The organism is Paenibacillus sp. UMB4589-SE434 (assembly GCF_030226685.1).
In the GTDB taxonomy this organism is placed as follows: domain Bacteria; phylum Bacillota; class Bacilli; order Paenibacillales; family Paenibacillaceae; genus Paenibacillus_B.
The window spans coordinates 1,226,705-1,245,461 of sequence record NZ_JASOYK010000001.1 but is presented as its reverse complement, the minus strand read 5'-3'; the positions used below and the strand labels follow the sequence as shown (position 1 = coordinate 1,245,461).

Here is an 18,757-nt window from a genome sequence, read left to right as displayed (position 1 = left end):
ATCTTGTCGTAATTCAAAGATATACCTTAGGTCTGACCTAGGGTCAAGTGTTTATGTGAAATTATTGTTAAAATTAGAACATTTCATGCCCACAATCAAGAAAATAACTGCGTTTATACAGTTATCTCCAGAATCTGCAAAAGAAGCTGCCCTTCTTGCACACATGATAATGATATTGCAGCAGCACATTCCATCCAAACACCTCGCTTGACTCTAGGTCTGACCTAGGGGCTAATATGAACTCATCTATCATTCAACCCTCGCTGGAAACCGTATTTTATCGACAGTAAAAGCATGAAAGATAGAGTTTTACTGGTTATTCAGGTACATGAAAGTGGAGTTGGATGTTACGTACATAGAACGTAATAGAGGAGAGATGGAATCGTGCGTGGACAGAAAATAGCAGTAATGCTGTGCATGTTGTGTAGTGTGGCAGTAGTCGCCTGCTCTAATGCGGACACACAAGACAGCGTCCAAACACAAGTCCCGCAAGGACGGGTGGTAGGTATTAGCACAATAAGCAAACAGCCGCTAACGACAAATTATACGCTATCAGGTACATTGGAGGCAGAAAGTCAAATGTCAGCAGCCTTTGAGGTTCCCGGACGAATCGTGGAGACAAATGTTCAGATCGGAGACGCCGTAAAAAAGGGAAACATCCTTGCAAAGCTGGACACGTATCAATATCGCCTTCAGCTCGATCAAGCGATCCAAGGTGCTGCGCAGGCAAAGGCCGCGCTGGATAGCGCCGAAGCTGCAATACATGTATCCACTGCGCAAGTCAAGCGCACTGAAGCGAATTTGCAGGAAGTAAAGAAAGGCGCACGAACACAACAGCGAGAGAGATTAAAGAACGCCGTGACATTAGCACAGGCCGCCTGCGAGAAAGCTCAACTGGATGCGGAACGTTCACAACGTTTATATGAGCAAGGATTGGTGTCCCAAAGTGACAATGAGAGCGCTCAGTTAGCACTGACAAATGCTCAAAATGTAGTCAAAGATACAGAGTCTGCTCTATCTGAAATGCAAGCAGGCGCAACAAAAGAGCAGATACGTGCAGCATCCGGGATGCTGGATGAAGCAAACTCAGGAAAAATGGCGAGCATTGCCGCCAAAAAACAAGCGGTGGCTGCGTATAATGCCGCACTGGCTGTGAAACGACAAGCTGAATTGGCCTTATCTAAAACGGCACTCCATTCTCGCTTTGATGGCGTTGTATTAACAAAGTCATTTCACAATGGAGAACTGGCTGCAGAAGGCCAGTCCGTGTACACATTAGGTAACGTGGACGAATTAAAAGTGCTCCTGCCTTTGCCGGATCGTGAAGTCAAGCTGTGGAAGCCCGGTACTGCAGTTGATGTCAGCTTGTATGGTCAGACTATAAAGGGAACGGTCAATAAAATTTATCCAATTACAAATGCAGCAACGGGTACGATTAATGGGGAAGTTGTCATTAACAATGAACAGCTCGGCTGGTCTCCCGGACAAGTCGTTAAGGTGGGGCTGCATCGAGCGGGACGGGATGTCATTCTTGTTCCGGTTGAGGCGGTCATCCGTGATGGGGAGAAACCTTTTGTGTACAAAGTAAAAAATGGGGTAGCTGCTAAAACGATTGTGCAATTAGGAGAACACACGGTGAATAATCGGTTTGAAATAAGCGGCGGTCTACAAGTAGGCGATCAAATTGTAACAAAGGGCGCCGAACTGTTATTTGATGGAGATCATGTTCATGCTGCTAAAGGAGCTGCCCAATGATCGAATATTTAGTTAAAAAACGAAAAATAACGCTGCTATTTTTTATAATGGCCATGATCGTGGGGGCATTTAGCTTTGTCGGACTCCCTCAGCAAGAAATACCGGATATTGTTATCAAGTATGCGACAATTACTACGATCTACCCTGGAGCTTCTGCGCAGAAAATAGAACAGACGGTCACAAAAGTTGTGGAGCAGAAAGTAAAGGAAATTCAAGGGATTAAGGAAATCATATCTGTATCATCCGAAGGTTATTCTTCTATTACTATTAAAGCAAAAGATGAGGCAGATACAAAAGAAGTATGGGACAAATTGCGAAAAAACGTGCAGGATGTGCGAGAAGAATTACCTGAAGGAGTGAAGCTCCCGGTTGTAAATGATGACTTGGCAAGCTCATTCATCGGTTCTTATGCGATCACTACAGAGAGCAAAAAAGATCTGTATAAGCTTAATGATCTGATGATAAGCTGGCGAGACCAACTGCGGTCAATTCCGGGTGTTGCCAAAGTAGATCTGAATGGAATTCCTAAGCAAGAGGTTCATATTAGTGTCGACAGCAATAAACTGCAGCAGTATCAAATCAACTGGGAGCAAGTATTGATGGCTGTGGAAGGAGAGAAGCAGCGTGTTCCTACAGGTGGCATTACTTTCCAAAACAGGAGCTATCAGCTGATTGTCAAGGATGTTGAACATGTTGATATTTTAAACAATCTTCTTGTGACTAGATCTGATTCCGAAGCGCCTGTCTATTTAAAGGACATTGCTACGGTGGAGTTTACTCATGCCAAATCGGAGTACTTTGCCTACTATAATGGCAAGCCTGTTGTGACTATTGGGGTCGGTGCTGAAACAGGAAGCGATGTTCCATCGATGAACAAGCTTGTCCAGGAAAAGCTTGAACAGCTAAAGAAAAGCCTTCCATCACAAGCTCAGCTAATAACTTTGTTTGCCCAAAAGGATCGTGTTGATGAAATTTTCACCAGTCTGACGAAGGAAACTGTTATCGCCATCGCTGCGGTACTTGTCATATGTATGCTTGGCATGAGTTTGCTTACGGCTTCCTTGGTGGCATTGGCTATTCCGGTTTCCATTGCGATCGGTTTAATCTTGCTGCCGTCACTCCATGTAACGCTTAATGAAATGTCTGTGATTGGACTTATTATCGTGCTTGGCATACTGGTGGATGATGCTGTCGTCGTTAATGACAATATTGAGCGAAGGTTGAAAGATTTGGGGGAAGAACCCCATGTTGCTGCGGTAAAAGGAACGAAAGAGGTAGCGATATCCATACTAACGGCTACGCTGGCAACGATTTCCGCATTTGCGCCGTTGATTTTTTTGAAAGGAGACATCGGTGCATTTATTAAACCCATTCCGATCGTGATCTCCTTAACGATGCTGGCATCGATGGTGATGTCTTTAACAATAATTCCGATTTTTCGCGAATGGTATGAGAAACGAAGGAAGACGACTTCGATCCGTTCCAAACCAGGTATATTAAGTAAGCAAATTGAGGAAATGGGGCGTTTTTATTCTGGAAATTTAATGAAGAGAGTCATTAAACGTCCATTCATCGTAGGCTTCTCAGGTTTGCTAATCGGAACTGCAGCTTATTTCTTGGTGGTGTTTGTTCCAGTCGAACTGTTTCCGAAATCAGAACGTCCAGAGCTTACCATTAATGTCGAGATGCCGGCAGGAACTTCACTGCAGGAAACGGATCGTGTTGTTAGCCATGTGGCGAATTGGATAGGAAAACAGCAGGAGGTGGATGTATTTTCATTCAGTGCAGGTGGTAGTGCTCCCCTATTATTTTATGATTTGGATGCTGATCCTACTGGACAGTTTTCGTCGACAAGCGGAAATGTAATGGTGAGATTAAAAAAAGAAACAGCAAATCTTTCTGCAACCATTCAAGCATGGGATACTAAATTCAGACAAGATTATCCTGGCGCATCCATAATGGTTAAGGCGCCTTCGCTAGGTATTGCTGTAGGCAAACCTGTTTCTATTCGTATAGCAGGAGAGGATGTGGAGCAATTGCAAGCACTGTCACAGCAGGTAAAAGCGATGATTGTGAACACCAACGGAACTTATAATGTCAAAGATGATATGGGCATTGAGCAGTATGGTTTAGAACTGGATATTAACAAACAGGCTATGGATCAATACATGGTCTCCTATACGAATCTGACACGTACACTTCTGCTTGCAAGCGACGGGATCACGACAAGTCAATACAACACAGGGAAAAATCTGATCAGTATTCGCTTGTTTATCGAAAAAGGAGTCTCCGATCCGAACGAGCTCTTCCATCATTTGAATGTGACCAATGCAGCGGGAAAACAAATTCCGTTATCCCAAGTGGCGGTGCTTAAGCCGGCCTTCTCGGTTCAGCAAATTAAACACTACAACTTAGCGCGAACGATTACAATAGACGCCGATGTGAAAGGTCGGACGGCTACTGATATTATGACTGAAATTACGGGGAAATTGAATGGAATCTCGTTCCCGGAAGGCTTTAGCTGGGCGATTGGTGGAGAAACATCCGAGCAGGATAAAATCTTTTCCGAATTAGGAGCATTATCTGTTTTCGTATTTTTTCTTATTCTGATGTTAATTACGATTCAATTTTACTCCGTATCGATTCCACTAATTATTATGACTACTGTTTATTTGGCTGCAGCAGGGGGAATCATCGGTATATTTATTACAGGCATGCCAATTGGGTTTATGAGTATGATGGGGATTATTTCTTTGGCAGGTATTGTCGTGCGAAATGGCATCGTATTGATCGAGTTCATAGAAGATGCTAGACATGCGGGGGCTGAGCTGGAGGAAGCGATCATTCAGGCAACGGCAGCTCGTTTCCGGCCTATTCTGCTCACTTCGTTGACGGCAATTGTCGGTATGATTCCGATTGCGCTAATTGGGGATATTTTGTTTCGTCCGATGGCAAACACAATCATTTTTGGTCTTATTTTCTCGACTATATTGACCTTGTTTGTAGTTCCATCCTTGTATCTGCTTGTCGCACGTTACAAATTGAAGCGGCAGCAACGTCGGCACGAACAGCAATTTAACAAAAAAATGAAACGAGAAGACAGTACGCATTTATCCGTTTAGTTAGTCAAATGAACTTGTAGATAGAGCAAAGCAATCCACCTGTTCTTACCTTATTTTTAAAATGTCATTTTAGTTCCGATAAGGGAGGAAAGCTGCATGAACAAAAAAACAGTTATGGCGTTAATAGTGCTTGCATTGTTTGCGAACTCAGCTGCAACAGCATGGGCTGGCAGCAGTACGATAACAAATAACGTCCTTGATCAACCCGTAAAGTCGTCTGGGGATCAGGCAACTAAGGACAAAAAATTACCGGCCTCGTTTGTGGCTTCACGACCGTTAGTTGAGATTTCACGCTTAACTTTGGCTGATGTGCAGTCGCGAGTTATATCAGATTCTTTTAATTTAACATTGCTGCATCTCAAGTTCTATGCGCTCGAGTCCAAAAGGTCTGATCTTAAAACGCAGGCTGATCATATGACCATGAGTTGGCCCATGGATACTTATAGCTTGCCAGACACTCCTGAGAAAATATTGAGTAATTCTGCTTATCAAATTCCACCGGATGCCACTCCTGAGCAGCTGCTGTGGCTCGGTCCAACAGTAGAGACAAATACTGTTGTGAATGGTTTAACGAGCAGTGTCAGAGAAATTGTATATGGAATGAACGATATGCTGCAAGCGCAGCGGAACGAGCTGGAGCTTACCATCAAACAGCTAGAGCGCGACAAGTGGAATACAGAGCTTGATCTGGATGAGGCCAAGGAAGGAATCAAGTTAAAAATAACGAGTCAATATGTACAATTACTATCCTTGCAAGAGCAGAAGAAGCTACATGAAGAAGCCTTGCAGCTGTTGAACAGAGAGCGCAAACGTCTATTGACGCTCCAAGGTCAAGGAATGGCAGCGGCAGATAATATGAGAGGACTACAGTTAAAAATATCCCAGCAGACGACTGAAGTAGAGGTTCAGCGCATCAATTATTGTCTCGCTTTGCTGCAGCTCTGCTTCGATCTAGGCTTGCGTTACGATCCAGCTATCGAGTTGGAAGATGTCGAAGCGGGTGAAGTTGTACTGTCCAACCGTAAAAATACGGAGGAAATATTAGCACGATCTTACGAAATGAAGCGAAAGTGGAATGAGCTAAAACAGGCTTGGTGGGAACAGGCCAACACAAAGACATTTAATGCATACGGAAAAAGTTATTTGGGGGCAACTATGGCACTTACTGTCGCGCAGACAAAACAGGCTAATGTGCAGTTAATCAAACACATTGATGCTACTTATAGCGAGACAGATCATACTTATCAGCTGTACAAAACAGCACAAGCAGAGGCAAACGAGGCAGCTATCGATTATGCCATAGTACAGCGCCGTTTTCAATTGGGGAGTGTGCCATCCCATGAGCTGAATCAAGCTAGCTTTCAACGACAGCAGGCAGACATGAAAGTCAAGCTGCTGCAGCTGCAATATGTCGTGATGAGGAGTAAGGTGGAGGCAATGGAGAAGGGGTTTATTTTCGCAAGTAATACTGAACCGGCGATTACGGAGTAAGAGTAGAGCTTGATATCAATGAAAGTGGAGCCGTTCATTACGAACGGCTCTGTTAATTGCTGCACCAAATGCTATGATCCGCAGTGTATATATAGTTCTAGTCATATTGCCATTTCAATGCTCTTTGCATTATTCAATTAACTGTAGGTAAGTGAGAGGGAAATGGGGAAAAACTAGATTTGATAGGATTGAAATCGCATAAACTGCGATTTTTTTGTTATTTCTAGACTGACATAAAAGTAGTCAACACCTGCCCTTCACAATACCGCATAGGTTGACTGCAACCATACAAAACATGAATGTGTTGACGAAAAAGTAAATAGTGTATATATTATATATACACATTAATTACTGTATAAGCGATGGTGAGGTGAAAAATGAACATTATCATATCTAACGCTTCAAGCGATCCCATTTATATGCAAATTATGAATCAGATCAGACAGAATATCCTGAGTGGGGAATTGTGCGCTGGTGATAGCCTCCCTTCTATTAGACAGTTGGCCAAGGATTTGCAAGTTAGCGTCATTACAACGAAGCGTGCCTACGAGGAGTTGGAGAAAGAGAAACTGATCGACTCTGTTGTAGGGAAAGGGTCCTTTGTGTCAGGGGCAAACACAGATTTTATTCGGGAGCAGCGAATGAAACGTTTAGAAGAGAAAATGATTGAAATCATACAAGAAAGCAAGGAATTAAGTATGAGCCAACAAGATGTCATGAATTATCTGATTTTATTGTTCGAGGAGGAACAGATATGAATGTAATAGAATTACGTAGCCTTACCAAAAAATATGCTCAATTTACAGTGGACAACGTATCTCTCGATGTAAAACAAGGATACATTACCGGGCTTATTGGCCCAAATGGTGTTGGTAAGAGCACCTTGATCAAGATGATGCTCGGTATAATCCGTCCAGACTCCGGGAGTGTAAAGATTCTAGGCTGTGATATGCCTGCACAAGAAATGGACATTAAGCAGCGCATAGGCATCGTGTCGGATGATTGCTTCTATTATGAGCATCTTACGATTCATGACATGAAGAAGCTGATCGCGCCTTTCTATAAGAAGTGGAACGAACAGAAGTTTAATCGGTATCTTGAACAGTTCGAATTGTCACACAAGAAAAAGATTGAACAATTATCCAAGGGGATGAAAGTGAAGTTTGCTCTAGCTGTGGCATTATCGCATGAGGCAGAACTCCTCATTATGGACGAGCCAACCTCTGGTCTAGATCCTGTGTTCCGTAGGGAAATGCTTGATCTGCTGGCGGACATGATGCAGGATGAGAGAAATTCGATTATTTTCTCGACTCATATCACGACAGACTTGGATCGCATTGCCGACTACATTGCTTTCATCAATCGTGGAAAGCTCGTATTTAATGATACGAAAGATGATGTACTCGATAGATACGTAATTGTAAAGGGCGATTCACAACTGCTAGATGCAGATGTACGAACAAAATTTGTCGGAATCCGTGAGACAACCGTTGGTTTTGAAGGCTTAGTAGATAATCGGCAGGATGCTGAACGTTTATTTGGCAGTTATGCTGTTTTGGACAAACCATCGTTAGAAGACATCATGTATTTCACCGCTAAAGGGGGCCATGTTCATGCTTAACCTAGTCCGAAAAGACTTTATCGCTTTAAAAAGCTCATTTTGGATGAGTCTTATGTATCTAGTTGTATTTAGTGTCGCATTTATTCCAAAGATGTCATCGTCTATTCACCTTGTTGGAATCTATACCGCTTTTGCAACAATTATGCTCGGCACAATGATTGATATTAAACACCATAATCACAATTTTCTAGTTACACTTCCGATTAAACGCAAGCAAATTGTCCTAGCCAAATACGTATCAGCCATTATTTATACGGTAGTGGGCGTCCTTGCTTCTTACGGGATTCATTTGCTCGTTAATCTATATTTCCCGGAGCTCAACAAGCCTGATTATTCGATCAAAGACATACTCGGTCCGGTAGGCATAACTCTCGTTCTAACTTCCATATACCTACCGCTTTTTTATGCGTTTAGCAAAAAGGGAGCTGCTATTATTAATGGTATATTTCTGATACTGCTCATTGCACTGGCACAGCCTACGGCAATTTTTATGAATTTGATTAGGGAGGAAGGTTCTAGCAGTAGTCAAATTTTTTATTTGGTGCTAGCGGGTCTTTCGCTGTTGTTTATGGCATCCTATTACATAACTGCAAAGCTGTTTACGAGGAAGGATCTTTAGAAAGCGCTCCATCTCTTTGTAGAAAATAAAACGACTCATGCTTTGAATGAAAGGACTGCGGTGTAATGCTATTGACAGAAAATCAAAACAGGAAGTGGATATGTTTATTGCTTGCTGGATGGGCAACATTAGTTACTGCCCTGTTTCTAGCTTCATCTTCTGGTGATGTTACTGTACAGTTGTTCGGCTCATCAAAGCATACTCAATATTTGGTTAAGAGTATTGTGATGAGCGGGCTGGTAGTTCCTATTATTTTGTATTTGTATCAGCATCTCTATCGGATGACTGGTGTAAAACCCCAAACTCCGATCTATTCTTGGAAAAGGGGATATCACTTTATTACCGGGGTTCTCTTGGCAATTGCATTAGCTGCATTGAGTTTCATTGTAGCTAGTTCGCAAGGGTGGATTGTCATTGAAAAATGGTACCCTCCCGATCAGTGGTTCACTGCACTGCTCATTAATATATTGTTTGCAGTTTTTTATGAAGCTTTGCCAGAGGAGCTAGGGTTGCGAGGTTTGCTGTATGATGTGTTACGCCATCGATTCCCCGCCTGGCTGTCTGTATTATTTCAAACTTTACTATTTGTATGCGTCACGACAGCGGTTGCCCTAATTCAAGCATTCGTTGGACTTGCACCTGGAGTATCGATTGACATCTCTTACATCGTAATAATTCTATGTTTTGGAGTAGGCTTGCAGTTACTCCGTTTATGGACAGGTAGTCTCTGGGCATCGATTGGTTTTCACCTTACATACTTAGAAATTATGAGGTTTGTCATTCTCCCGCATGCATATGGTGTACCGCCAATCATAACCTACCACGAATCAGAAGCTGGAATCGGCATGCTATTCGCTATCGCTATGATGCAGATCGGGGGCATAATTGTGTCACTTGTTATACTAAGTGCGCAGCGTATAATCCGGAAAAAGCATATTAGTTAAAATGGCGAATTTGAAAAAATGACACCTGTACAGCAAAAGGTCGCTTATTTGATCATGTCGTTGGTTCGAGTTTTTTCAGAATGGTTTGCACCTTATACGACCCAAAAATTCGACTTATTTACTGCATTTTTTATGATCACCTTGCTGTCGACTGCACTTCTAGGTGCCATCAAACATCTCTTTTCTAGGTATTAAACTTATCCGGATATTAGTTGAAACTTGGATAAGTTCGAGGAATAAGTAAATATCCTTACAGTACAAAAAGTGCCTGCAATCTCATGCAGGCACTTTTGTTATAAGCGTTCATGAATGCACAGCATTTGAGCTAAGTTATGAACCAAATTACATAAGGAAAAAGACTTAAATCTATAGGACATAGGTATGTATTATTGTCCAACAGTGATGGGATAGGTTGATTGCTTGCTTCCTGAGCCCATATACTAATCTTAATCAGGCTGTGGACTCCCCATTTTCCTCCAGATCTATTATGGAAATGGGGACTACGAATCCCTAATTTTTCACTTCCAACAGTATGACCTAGTTGATCACGAAGTGGACTGAAATGAAACGCACGTTCATAGATCAGTTTAAACAAATTTTAGGAGCAACCCATTCAAAGCTTCCCCTGACAAGCAGCTAACGTTGAACCAAATCATCATTGGAGGGAAAACAAATGAGCGAGGATGTTGTTACAACTGGATGGGATGCCATCGAAGAGCAAATGGTCAACATTTATGGAGCACAGGAGCCGAAGCATTACGGTACGGTGACTTCGTATGCGCTGGGGGGACATGATCCACTGGATGGCATTAGTGTCTATAAGGCAGAGCAGCCGTTTCCGCACTGGCACTTCGTCACCTTTGGATTTTCGGAGCTGTATGAAAAAGAATCCGAAGATACCGATTACAGCGGTTTCGGATTCGAACTTACGTTTCGGCTCACACGCGAGGAACATGAAGAGGAGCCGCCCGCTTGGGCGCTGAACTTGCTTCAAAATATGGGGAGATATGTATTTAGCAGCGGCAATGTGCTTGCTGCTGGTGATTATTTGGATGCCAACGGCCCCATCTGTTTGGAATCTGATACGAAATTAACCGCACTTGTCTTTATCGAAGATACTGAGCTTCCTGCCATACATACACCAAACGGACGAGTCGAGTTTGTACAAATGATAGGTATGACTGAGGAAGAGCTGGAAGCGACTAAAACATGGAATACAATAAAAATGCTAGAAGCTTGTCAAGAGATGATGCCGGGTTATATCACCAATTTATCAAGGGACTCCATGCTGCAAGTTCCCGTTATTGCTGAGGCTGTGCAGTGTGGTATAGAACGTGACGGTTCCAATACCGGATTTTTATTTGTGGATCAATTATCATGGGAGCCTGGGAAAAATCGTCTGCTTACCAAGACGCCAGCAGTACTCACTTTAGGAGCGAAACAGGCCGGTACCGTTGCCAAGCTGATCCGTGGCCGCCTGCTGAAAGGGAAGGAACTAACACTTTCCAGCCAAGACTTGCGGGTCATACTGGCGCCAGGGGAGGAAACACGTTGTGAGAGCGGAGAAAAAGAAGTACGGTTGACATTGGATACTGCGGCAGCCGCCGAGCTTTCACAAATCATGCAACCGCAGGAGAGCGTACTCAAGCTTTCCACTTACAAAGGGTTGACCATTCAAGTCGTAAAAACGTATATCCGAGATCAGGATGGGCAAGTCGTATCCACTATAGGATGAGAATGACTTATTTTGGACTCTCCTCAAAGAGCTGACGATGCACTTCAATTATCATTTAGATATATATTTTACGTAAATTAGGCTTCCCTGCCCTTCTGCTCTAAACCGTAAATAATAAATCAAGCAATGACCACTTCTTAATAATTCTATTAGGGAGTGGTTTTTGTTTAGAATATGCACAGAAGAACATCGGAAAATCTAACATTGCTAGGTGAATTTGTTAACTATTGCACAAATAATGAGCTATTTCACATCGATCGAGGTCGTGAGTTTAAAACAAATGAATAGATGAGAAGTAACAGGGTTCAACATTGATCGCTCTTTAAGTATGAAAGGTTTCCCCTCCGATACGCTGTGCTGAGGCAACGTTCAAGATTATGTCTGATATTGTGTAGACAGTCCATGTAAATAAGATTAACGATGAAAAATGTGAGTTCTATTGTAGGGAGAAGTCTAAATATTATGAAGATAGTTGACTGTAAATCATTTTTGCAATTGCGAAAAGAACAGTCTATTCACATTTTTAGCCACAAGTTTTTGTTGGGCTATTCATATTGACTTTTCCACCAGAAGAATGCGGTAATGATTGGGTTTAAACACTTCTAATTGACGGATTTACTAAAAATGTAGTTGACAACAATCTTAACGATAGCGATGACAGCCATTTGAGTTTGACTTAGATTGTACATTTAGGGTAGAAGGTAACCGGAGAAACGTTAGAGCAAAATAGAAAGTCGTCAAAAGGTATGAAGAATAACGTACGACCATAAGATACGCAAAGAGAGGAGAAGGTGAAAGTTGAAGAGAGTGTCGGAGATGAATGAGGATGAATTTAAAAGGTTAGGCATATTTATGAATCAAAACGTACGTTATGCAGCGTATTCAATCGGTGACTTTACTTATGGACAGCCAGATGTGCTCTCTTGGGGAGAAGGAGCAAGTCTTACCATAGGCAAATATTGCTCTATCGCACCACGTGTGACTATTATGCTTGGTGGAGAACACAATGTGGATTGGGTGACTACTTATCCCTTTAATCCAATATTTTCGCAAGCGCAGGCCTTTTTAGGACACCCCAAAACCAAAGGTAACGTGATAATCGGTAATGATGTCTGGATCGGCATTGACAGCTATATCTTGTCTGGTGTAACCATTGGCAACGGTGCTGTTGTATCTGCCCGGAGCCTCGTTACTAAAGATGTGCCCCCATATGCTATTGTTGGAGGTAATCCAGCCCGGATTATACGTTATCGCTTTTCCGATGAACAAATAGCGGAGCTTGAAGATATCGCTTGGTGGAAATGGCCGATCCATCACATTTTTTCTACGCTGCCGTTGTTACTATCCAATCGAATTGATGAATTTATTCAACAAGCAAAATTGGATGGCACTATGTGAATTTTTACTGAAGTACCTTTTTCCGACCCATACTTGGTTCCACTAAACCGGAGACCATTGCAGAGTAACACTGATATATTTGCGCTAAAGGCTTTGACAGGTATCGTTTACCTAGCAAAAGTAATGCGTTCCGCATTATAAAACGAAGCTTCCATTGCAGCGAAGTTCATGACAATAGAAGCGGTTATCGCTGATAAATCTGAAAAGAATGCACCAGCTATACCTGATATGGGCGGCATGGGTGGGATGGCGAAATGATGTAATGAGGCCCCACTAGCCTTGCTGCCACATGGTTTTTCTAAAAAGCACACCACGGGATAGCATTTGGGTATAATGTGATCCCTAAAAGGGAAGAGGCATCTCATTAGTTCACTGAACTTTTGAGAAGCCTCTTTTTATTTTAAAAAATACTTCAATGAATCAATTCCATCCATTTAAACCCTTGTAGGAACAAGGTTTTTTAGGCATAGAAAAGGGAGTAATTCTTCAAATCTTGAATAGGATAAGCGACTTGGCAAGCTGAACGCAATAAAGCAGCCTCATCGGATTTAGGTTGAGATCTTGATAAAATAGAAGAGGCTGCATTGTAAGCAAACTCTTCTCGCTGTGCGGCATGATTGGGAATCAGCTCTCTCAGGCTGATTGCAGCTGCTGGACCACTTCTTCGACAAACGAATTTGTAGCATGAAGGCATCCATTATCCTGTACAATCCGTCCTTCCTGCAAGCGACGGTCCAGCCAATCTGTAATAAAGGATGGAGCGTAGCCGCCAAGACTGAATTCTCCACCGAAAGTAATCATTTTCTCATAAATAGTCAAGTATTGTTCCCGGCTAGTATCTGGGTATGACTTTGTATATAACCAAAACTGCACATCATACATCACATAGGATAATTCATCCGCATGGAAAGAAAAATGACCTTTTTCTTCAACGATCTGTGTACAAATTCGACGGATTTTCTGTTCAAGCTGCTCCACCTCTGTGATTGTGGCGCAAAGTTCTTCAAGCAACGGTGAAAATTTGCCGTGGGCCACTTTATCAAGAGCGGCTTGTTTGTCCTCTTCAGAGGTATCATACTCCTCTTCATTCACTAGGCCGCTAATAAACGCTTCAAAATTGTCGGCCAGAAAAGTGATTTCATAATCATCTTCCTGATCCACATGAATAACTTCGGGTTCACCATCTCTTCCGCATGCGCGGTAGTCCAGCATCACAACGTCATGACCTGCTGAAGGACAATCACAGATTACGACGCCAATGTCTGGATATCCCCATTCCTCAATCATAAATGTGCTGCCTAAATCTCCGCAGAGCGAGTAGCTTTTTTCACGTCCAATACCCATAATGCCGCTTATCGCAATATGGTCCTCAGCCCAAGAAGTTGCCTCCTCCGTTGGAAAGCAGGCATTTTTCGGAATCCCACCATTTTGCTGCTTCATCAGTGTGATATAAGAGGCAGGGAGCTTGTAACCAAGCTCTTCCTCGATCGAGATAACAAGGTCATCCATTGGCGGTTCGGATTGATAGGAATTCCTTGCATACTCACTTTCTTCCCAAAAATCGGTCAGCGACATATTCGCTAACGGAACTTGATTCGCTGCTGTTCCATGCGATTCCAACGCCGCTTTCCTTTTGGCCTCAATTCGACTCTGTTCCCTTTTCTGCTTCTCGGCTTTTTGCAAACTCCATTTTAACAACGATTCGGTGTGCTGATCACCAGCATTGAGTTGGTCTGCGTTGCGTAAGGCCTTAACCGCATCCTCATATCGTTTCAAATGGTATAAAGCAAAGCCTACCCGATAGTGCCACAACGGATCAGGCTGGCCCGTTTCCGCTATTAGTTCAAAGTGATGAAGTGCTTCTTCATATAGCCCCAAGTTGTTATAGGCTCTGCCCAGGCGATTATTCGTCTCATAGTCCCGGTCTTTTTCAGGAATAGTTATGAGTGCATCAACGATTTGTTGATGTTTGTCTTCTTCATGCCATTGGTTTAATTGTTCAATGTGTACGGGATTCATGGCAGCCTCCGCTATCAATTTTTTAGAAATGAGAATATAAGATCAGAACTCACTGCAAATTCATTACGATACCTTGATCCAGTAAGAAGGATAGGTGAGTTCATGGGTATCGCTAACTGCTGGATACAGGCAACTTTGCTTTAGATCGATGACATCCATGCAACACTGCCACCAGCAATTGTTAATATGGCGCCACCCGCAACTATCCAAATGTGCTTTTTATCTAGTTTCAGCTCCCCAAGCAACAGTGGCAGCATCCATTTAAATGTAAGCAGTGCGAAGGCCCCCCGCACAAATCCCCAAAGCACCAAACTTTTGGCTTGTATCAGGTAGACATCAATGGAATATGGAGGAGTGAAGGCCAATGTGCTGCTAGTTCGTACGTTCCAATATGTAACGGCCATATACACGATCAATGTAAGTAATGTAAAAAAGACGGTAAGCGCAAATTTGATCATGTCGAGCGTAAACCATTTTTTTATGGACTTGGATTGCGGCCAGCCAATCAGAAAAAAGACAAATCCCACAAAAACGGCGCCACCCACAAATACAAATTGGATCGTATTTATAGCGGCGCTCGCCATTAGAAGCATAAATGTCATGATTTCCTCCTGCTAGATAGGATGAATAAAACTCATTCTATCTAACGATCTAATGATTACAGGTTACTATGGGTAATGGCATGTCTGGATTGACAATCATTTGCAGAGGTGCTGTAAGCGAGTCAAAATACGGCTTGGTATCTTCTCCCTTTATAAATAGTAACATCAATATTTGGCTGTGTACATGAATAAGAGAACCGTGATTCATAGCTAGTATGTTGCAATTGGAATATGTTACAATCCGATTTATATATGAATAGATGTTGAATATTCGTTCATATGAATGACTGTTACGTTAAAAAGCTAGTGAAAGTGTGTAATAAACGATAATTGTGAGCACACGAAGGACATGCAATAGAGAACGGCAAAAGACAAAGAAAAGGTAGTGAACTTCATGCCCAAACACGAAACTCAACCTGCTCCAGCCAGTAATTGTTCTTCATTTTCTCAAACCACCACCGATTTTTGGCAATCACCGTTTTTGAACGGCAGGATCCTGTATCACGATGAAGATTTTACGATTATTATCAATTCTGACCGGAGCGAAGACAATCGGGTCATGGTACTGGAAACGACCGATGGGAAAGTGAGCGCTGTTCTGACGCCAGCACTGGCCGATAAAGCAGGACTTACAGTACAAGAAGAACTGACAGAAGCCATTTTCCGGCAGAAATTGAATGGAGCGGGCATTACACTGCATGGTGCAGATTATCTGTTTTATTTTACAGAAGAAGATAAGCACATATTAGAGCAGGAAACCGTTAAGGGTGACTTACGTCAGTTGACAGCACTAGATGACGTGGTATTTTCTGAATTTCAAGCCTCTGCTTCGGAACAAGATCTGGATGATGCATATGTGGAATTAGATCACTGGGCAGTATTTGGCTCTTTTGACCAACACCACCTGGTCTGCGCCGCTAGCATGTATCCTTGGGAGAATGCACAAATTGCGGATATCGGTGTACTTACACTGACAGCTTATCGCGGGAAAGGTCATGCCCGCAATGTTGTGCGCTCTATAAGCAGGTATGCATGTAAACAAGGATACGAACCCCAATACCGCTGCCAACTTGATAACTATGCATCTACGTCATTAGCCAAAGCGGCTGGTTTAACGTTGTTTGGAAAGTGGGAAGTCGTTTCACCCGAATCTGCGAATTGATGGTCGGACTCACATCTCATGCTCTCACTTTTATCCATACATAGACGTGCTTCATGCAAATGCAACCGCATAATAATGCGGTTTTTTTTGATTCTGTTTACAGGACTGGCCAATAACGTTGAAAAAAGGGGTGGATTCCATTGCGAGCATCTTAGGCCGCAGTGTCTTACAGGATGACACAGCATCTTCAAGTGCAGAGAATGAACGAAGGTTGTTTAGGGTTCGAATTAAATTTTTAGATCAAATGAACTTTTCTGACCTTTATAATCTCTTATCTATAGAAAAGGGGAGTGAACATGAACGTAAGCCATCTTGTCAGACAAGCGCAAAAAGGCAACAAGGAAGCTTTATTACAACTCATTATGACTGACCATAATGCTTATTATCGCCTTGCGTACAGCTACATGGGAAACGAGCATGATGCTATGGATGCGATGGAAGATATGATTGTAGTACTTTATGAGAAAATTAATAAATTGCAGAAGAAAGAAGCGTTCTACAGCTGGAGCAAAACGATTCTTGTCAATCGGTGCAAAACATTACTCCGTAAAAAGGATAGCGTATTTCCACTAGAAGAACAGCAAGCAACATCCGCTGCTGTATTAATAGACGATAATCCATATCGCGACACCGAGTCCGAGATGGACATGCAGGTGCTGCTGTCTCATCTGAATGCACAGCAGCGAGAAGCGATCGAGCTTCGTTATGTTCATGATCTACCATATCAAACCATTGCGGACATGACGGGCGCACCGCTTGGAACTATTAAATCGAGAATCTCACAGGGGATACAAAAACTAAAAGTGATGATCGGAGGTGATCGTTATGACAACGATCGAGGAGAAATTACAGGAGCATAAAGAAACCTTGAATAAAATCCAGACTCCATCAGACCTCGAGGGCAGACTTCGAGATGCACTTCAGAATGTTCCAGTCAAAAAAAGAAACCAGAGCAAAAAAGCCCGCACATGGATTGCATCAGTTGCCGCAGCACTCATTGTTATCGTTGGTGTATATGAGTATCCTGCCTTAGCTTACTATGGCAGCAAACTGTTTGGAAGTGTCAGCTTGAACTCACTTAGCTTTGCAGAGGTGATGGAGCAGGGAATCGGACAAAGGATAAACAAAAGCACAACGTTCAAAGACGGAACCGTCCTTACCATTCATGGCGTGATTGCAGACGATAATGTATTCCGCATGTATTACACAATTGATCGGCCTGCAGGCACTGAATATACAGATCATGATTTTGTACGTTATAGCTTTGATCAACTGCAAGGGTTCTTGACCAATTCCAAACCGCTTGGAGGAGGTGGTCACCCAGGTAAAAACAAGAGCCAGTTCGTTGGAGACGTTGATTTCGAACCAGTTAGTCCATTTTCTCGAACATTAACCCTTACATTCAATGAATGGCTCGACAATGGGGAGAAGATATCCTATCCACTTTCCTTTGAGTTTGAAGCAAACAAAGCAATGAAGAGTGTCATTAAAGAGGGTCTTTCCGAATCCATCGCTGTTGATAAAGGGACTATTCATTATGACTCCATTACAGCTTCACCAACTTCAACCATTATAAAGGGACATTATGAATTAGAGGAATACCCGAGATTTTCAGGTGAAACCAAGCTTTATGTGAATGGAACAGAAGTAGGAAGAAATCGAGCAGGGGGAAGTAATCCGGACTTCCAACTTAAATTTGAGCCACTCCCAACAGACCATATTCAATCCCTTGAGCTTGAACTGGTCAATTTTGAAGGATATCACAAAATACAAGAACCAATCTTGCTTGCGTCACCATCCGATCGCTCCATTAAAATAGGGGATGAAAAGTTCTGGATTCGCAGTGTTACCCAAACGGCAACAGGCTATGATGTTGTCATTGCGAGAAAACAGTTTACGTTCTTGGATACGGACGGTTTATCCATACGAGCTGGCGGCAACGTAATTCCTGTGTCATCAATCTCCGAAGAGCGACAGTGGGATTTGAAGAATGGCAACATTCTGTGGGAACAAACATATTCGTTTATCACGACAGACAAGCCGGAATTTCTATTGGTAGAGGGGTACCAATATATTAAAACCCACAAGAAGAAAATATCGATTCCTGTAGATTACAACAAATAAAATCAAGTGTGTTTGTTATATCAGCTTCGGTCCACGTTTTATCGTTTAGTTAGTTAAGTTAAAATAATAAGCAAAGGCTGCTGCTTGAATGGAATGAAATAGATTAGCCTTGTTTATTTACCGTAGATATTATATAATTTCCATAATTACTAATGAAAGAGAGTG

15 protein-coding genes and 1 pseudogene are annotated in these 18,757 nt (G+C 42.5%); 14 read left to right on the top strand and 2 right to left on the bottom strand.

Features of this window, described 5'->3' with window-relative positions:
• Nucleotides 1-384: 384 nt before the first annotated feature.
• The 11 genes and pseudogenes from QP775_RS05330 to QP775_RS05280 form a co-directional block, all read left to right on the top strand.
• A complete protein-coding gene (locus QP775_RS05330; RefSeq protein WP_285104236.1) occupies nucleotides 385-1,755 on the top strand; it encodes an efflux RND transporter periplasmic adaptor subunit in 1,371 nt (456 codons plus the stop codon).
• Nucleotides 1,752-4,877: an efflux RND transporter permease subunit gene (locus QP775_RS05325; protein ID WP_285104234.1), complete on the top strand. Its 3,126-nt coding sequence runs from the start codon at nucleotides 1,752-1,754 to the stop codon at nucleotides 4,875-4,877. The genes QP775_RS05330 and QP775_RS05325 overlap by 4 nt, the downstream gene beginning before the upstream one ends.
• A 96-nt stretch (nucleotides 4,878-4,973) precedes the next feature.
• Entirely contained in the window at nucleotides 4,974-6,368 is a 1,395-nt protein-coding gene (locus QP775_RS05320) for a TolC family protein (RefSeq protein WP_285104232.1), read from the top strand.
• 377 nt (nucleotides 6,369-6,745) lie between these two features.
• On the top strand, nucleotides 6,746-7,126 hold the full coding sequence (locus tag QP775_RS05315; RefSeq protein WP_285104230.1) for a GntR family transcriptional regulator: 381 nt from the start codon (nucleotides 6,746-6,748) through the stop codon (nucleotides 7,124-7,126).
• Nucleotides 7,123-7,989, top strand: a complete 867-nt coding sequence (locus QP775_RS05310) for an ABC transporter ATP-binding protein (RefSeq protein WP_285104227.1) — start codon at nucleotides 7,123-7,125, stop codon at nucleotides 7,987-7,989. The genes QP775_RS05315 and QP775_RS05310 overlap by 4 nt, the downstream gene beginning before the upstream one ends.
• Nucleotides 7,982-8,608 carry an ABC-2 transporter permease gene (locus QP775_RS05305; protein WP_285104225.1) on the top strand — a complete coding sequence of 209 codons (627 nt, stop codon included), beginning with the start codon at nucleotides 7,982-7,984 and terminating at the stop codon, nucleotides 8,606-8,608. Before QP775_RS05310 ends, QP775_RS05305 begins: the two co-directional genes overlap by 8 nt.
• A 107-nt stretch (nucleotides 8,609-8,715) precedes the next feature.
• On the top strand, nucleotides 8,716-9,552 hold the full coding sequence (locus QP775_RS05300) for a CPBP family intramembrane glutamic endopeptidase (RefSeq protein ID WP_285104223.1): 837 nt from the start codon (nucleotides 8,716-8,718) through the stop codon (nucleotides 9,550-9,552).
• A gap of 18 nt (nucleotides 9,553-9,570) precedes the next feature.
• Nucleotides 9,571-9,747: a YfzA family protein gene (locus tag QP775_RS05295; protein ID WP_483311989.1), complete on the top strand. Its 177-nt coding sequence runs from the start codon at nucleotides 9,571-9,573 to the stop codon at nucleotides 9,745-9,747.
• 478 nt (nucleotides 9,748-10,225) lie between these two features.
• A complete protein-coding gene (locus QP775_RS05290) occupies nucleotides 10,226-11,287 on the top strand; it encodes a suppressor of fused domain protein (protein ID WP_285104221.1) in 1,062 nt (353 codons plus the stop codon).
• 816 nt (nucleotides 11,288-12,103) lie between these two features.
• Nucleotides 12,104-12,685, top strand: a complete 582-nt coding sequence (locus QP775_RS05285; protein ID WP_285105715.1) for a CatB-related O-acetyltransferase — start codon at nucleotides 12,104-12,106, stop codon at nucleotides 12,683-12,685.
• A 96-nt stretch (nucleotides 12,686-12,781) separates the two neighbouring features.
• Nucleotides 12,782-12,943: pseudogene (locus tag QP775_RS05280) on the top strand (TCP-1/cpn60 chaperonin family protein); the annotation flags it as partial.
• A gap of 375 nt (nucleotides 12,944-13,318) precedes the next feature.
• Here QP775_RS05280 and QP775_RS05275 read toward each other — a convergent pair.
• Nucleotides 13,319-14,704 carry an SMI1/KNR4 family protein gene (locus tag QP775_RS05275; RefSeq protein WP_285104219.1) on the bottom strand — a complete coding sequence of 462 codons (1,386 nt, stop codon included), beginning with the start codon at nucleotides 14,702-14,704 and terminating at the stop codon, nucleotides 13,319-13,321.
• Nucleotides 14,705-14,844: 140 nt separating this feature from the next.
• The gene (locus QP775_RS05270) at nucleotides 14,845-15,306 is read right to left on the bottom strand and encodes a hypothetical protein (RefSeq protein ID WP_285104217.1); all 462 of its coding nucleotides are present in this window, start codon (nucleotides 15,304-15,306) and stop codon (nucleotides 14,845-14,847) included.
• A 481-nt stretch (nucleotides 15,307-15,787) separates the two neighbouring features.
• On the opposite strand from QP775_RS05270, the gene QP775_RS05265 reads away from it, so the two are divergent.
• From QP775_RS05265 to QP775_RS05255, 3 genes are all read left to right on the top strand, one after another.
• On the top strand, nucleotides 15,788-16,468 hold the full coding sequence (locus QP775_RS05265) for a GNAT family N-acetyltransferase (protein WP_285104215.1): 681 nt from the start codon (nucleotides 15,788-15,790) through the stop codon (nucleotides 16,466-16,468).
• A gap of 296 nt (nucleotides 16,469-16,764) precedes the next feature.
• On the top strand, nucleotides 16,765-17,328 hold the full coding sequence (locus QP775_RS05260) for an RNA polymerase sigma factor (protein ID WP_285104212.1): 564 nt from the start codon (nucleotides 16,765-16,767) through the stop codon (nucleotides 17,326-17,328).
• Nucleotides 17,294-18,592 carry a DUF4179 domain-containing protein gene (locus QP775_RS05255; RefSeq protein ID WP_285104210.1) on the top strand — a complete coding sequence of 433 codons (1,299 nt, stop codon included), beginning with the start codon at nucleotides 17,294-17,296 and terminating at the stop codon, nucleotides 18,590-18,592. Before QP775_RS05260 ends, QP775_RS05255 begins: the two co-directional genes overlap by 35 nt.
• Nucleotides 18,593-18,757: the final 165 nt, after the last annotated feature.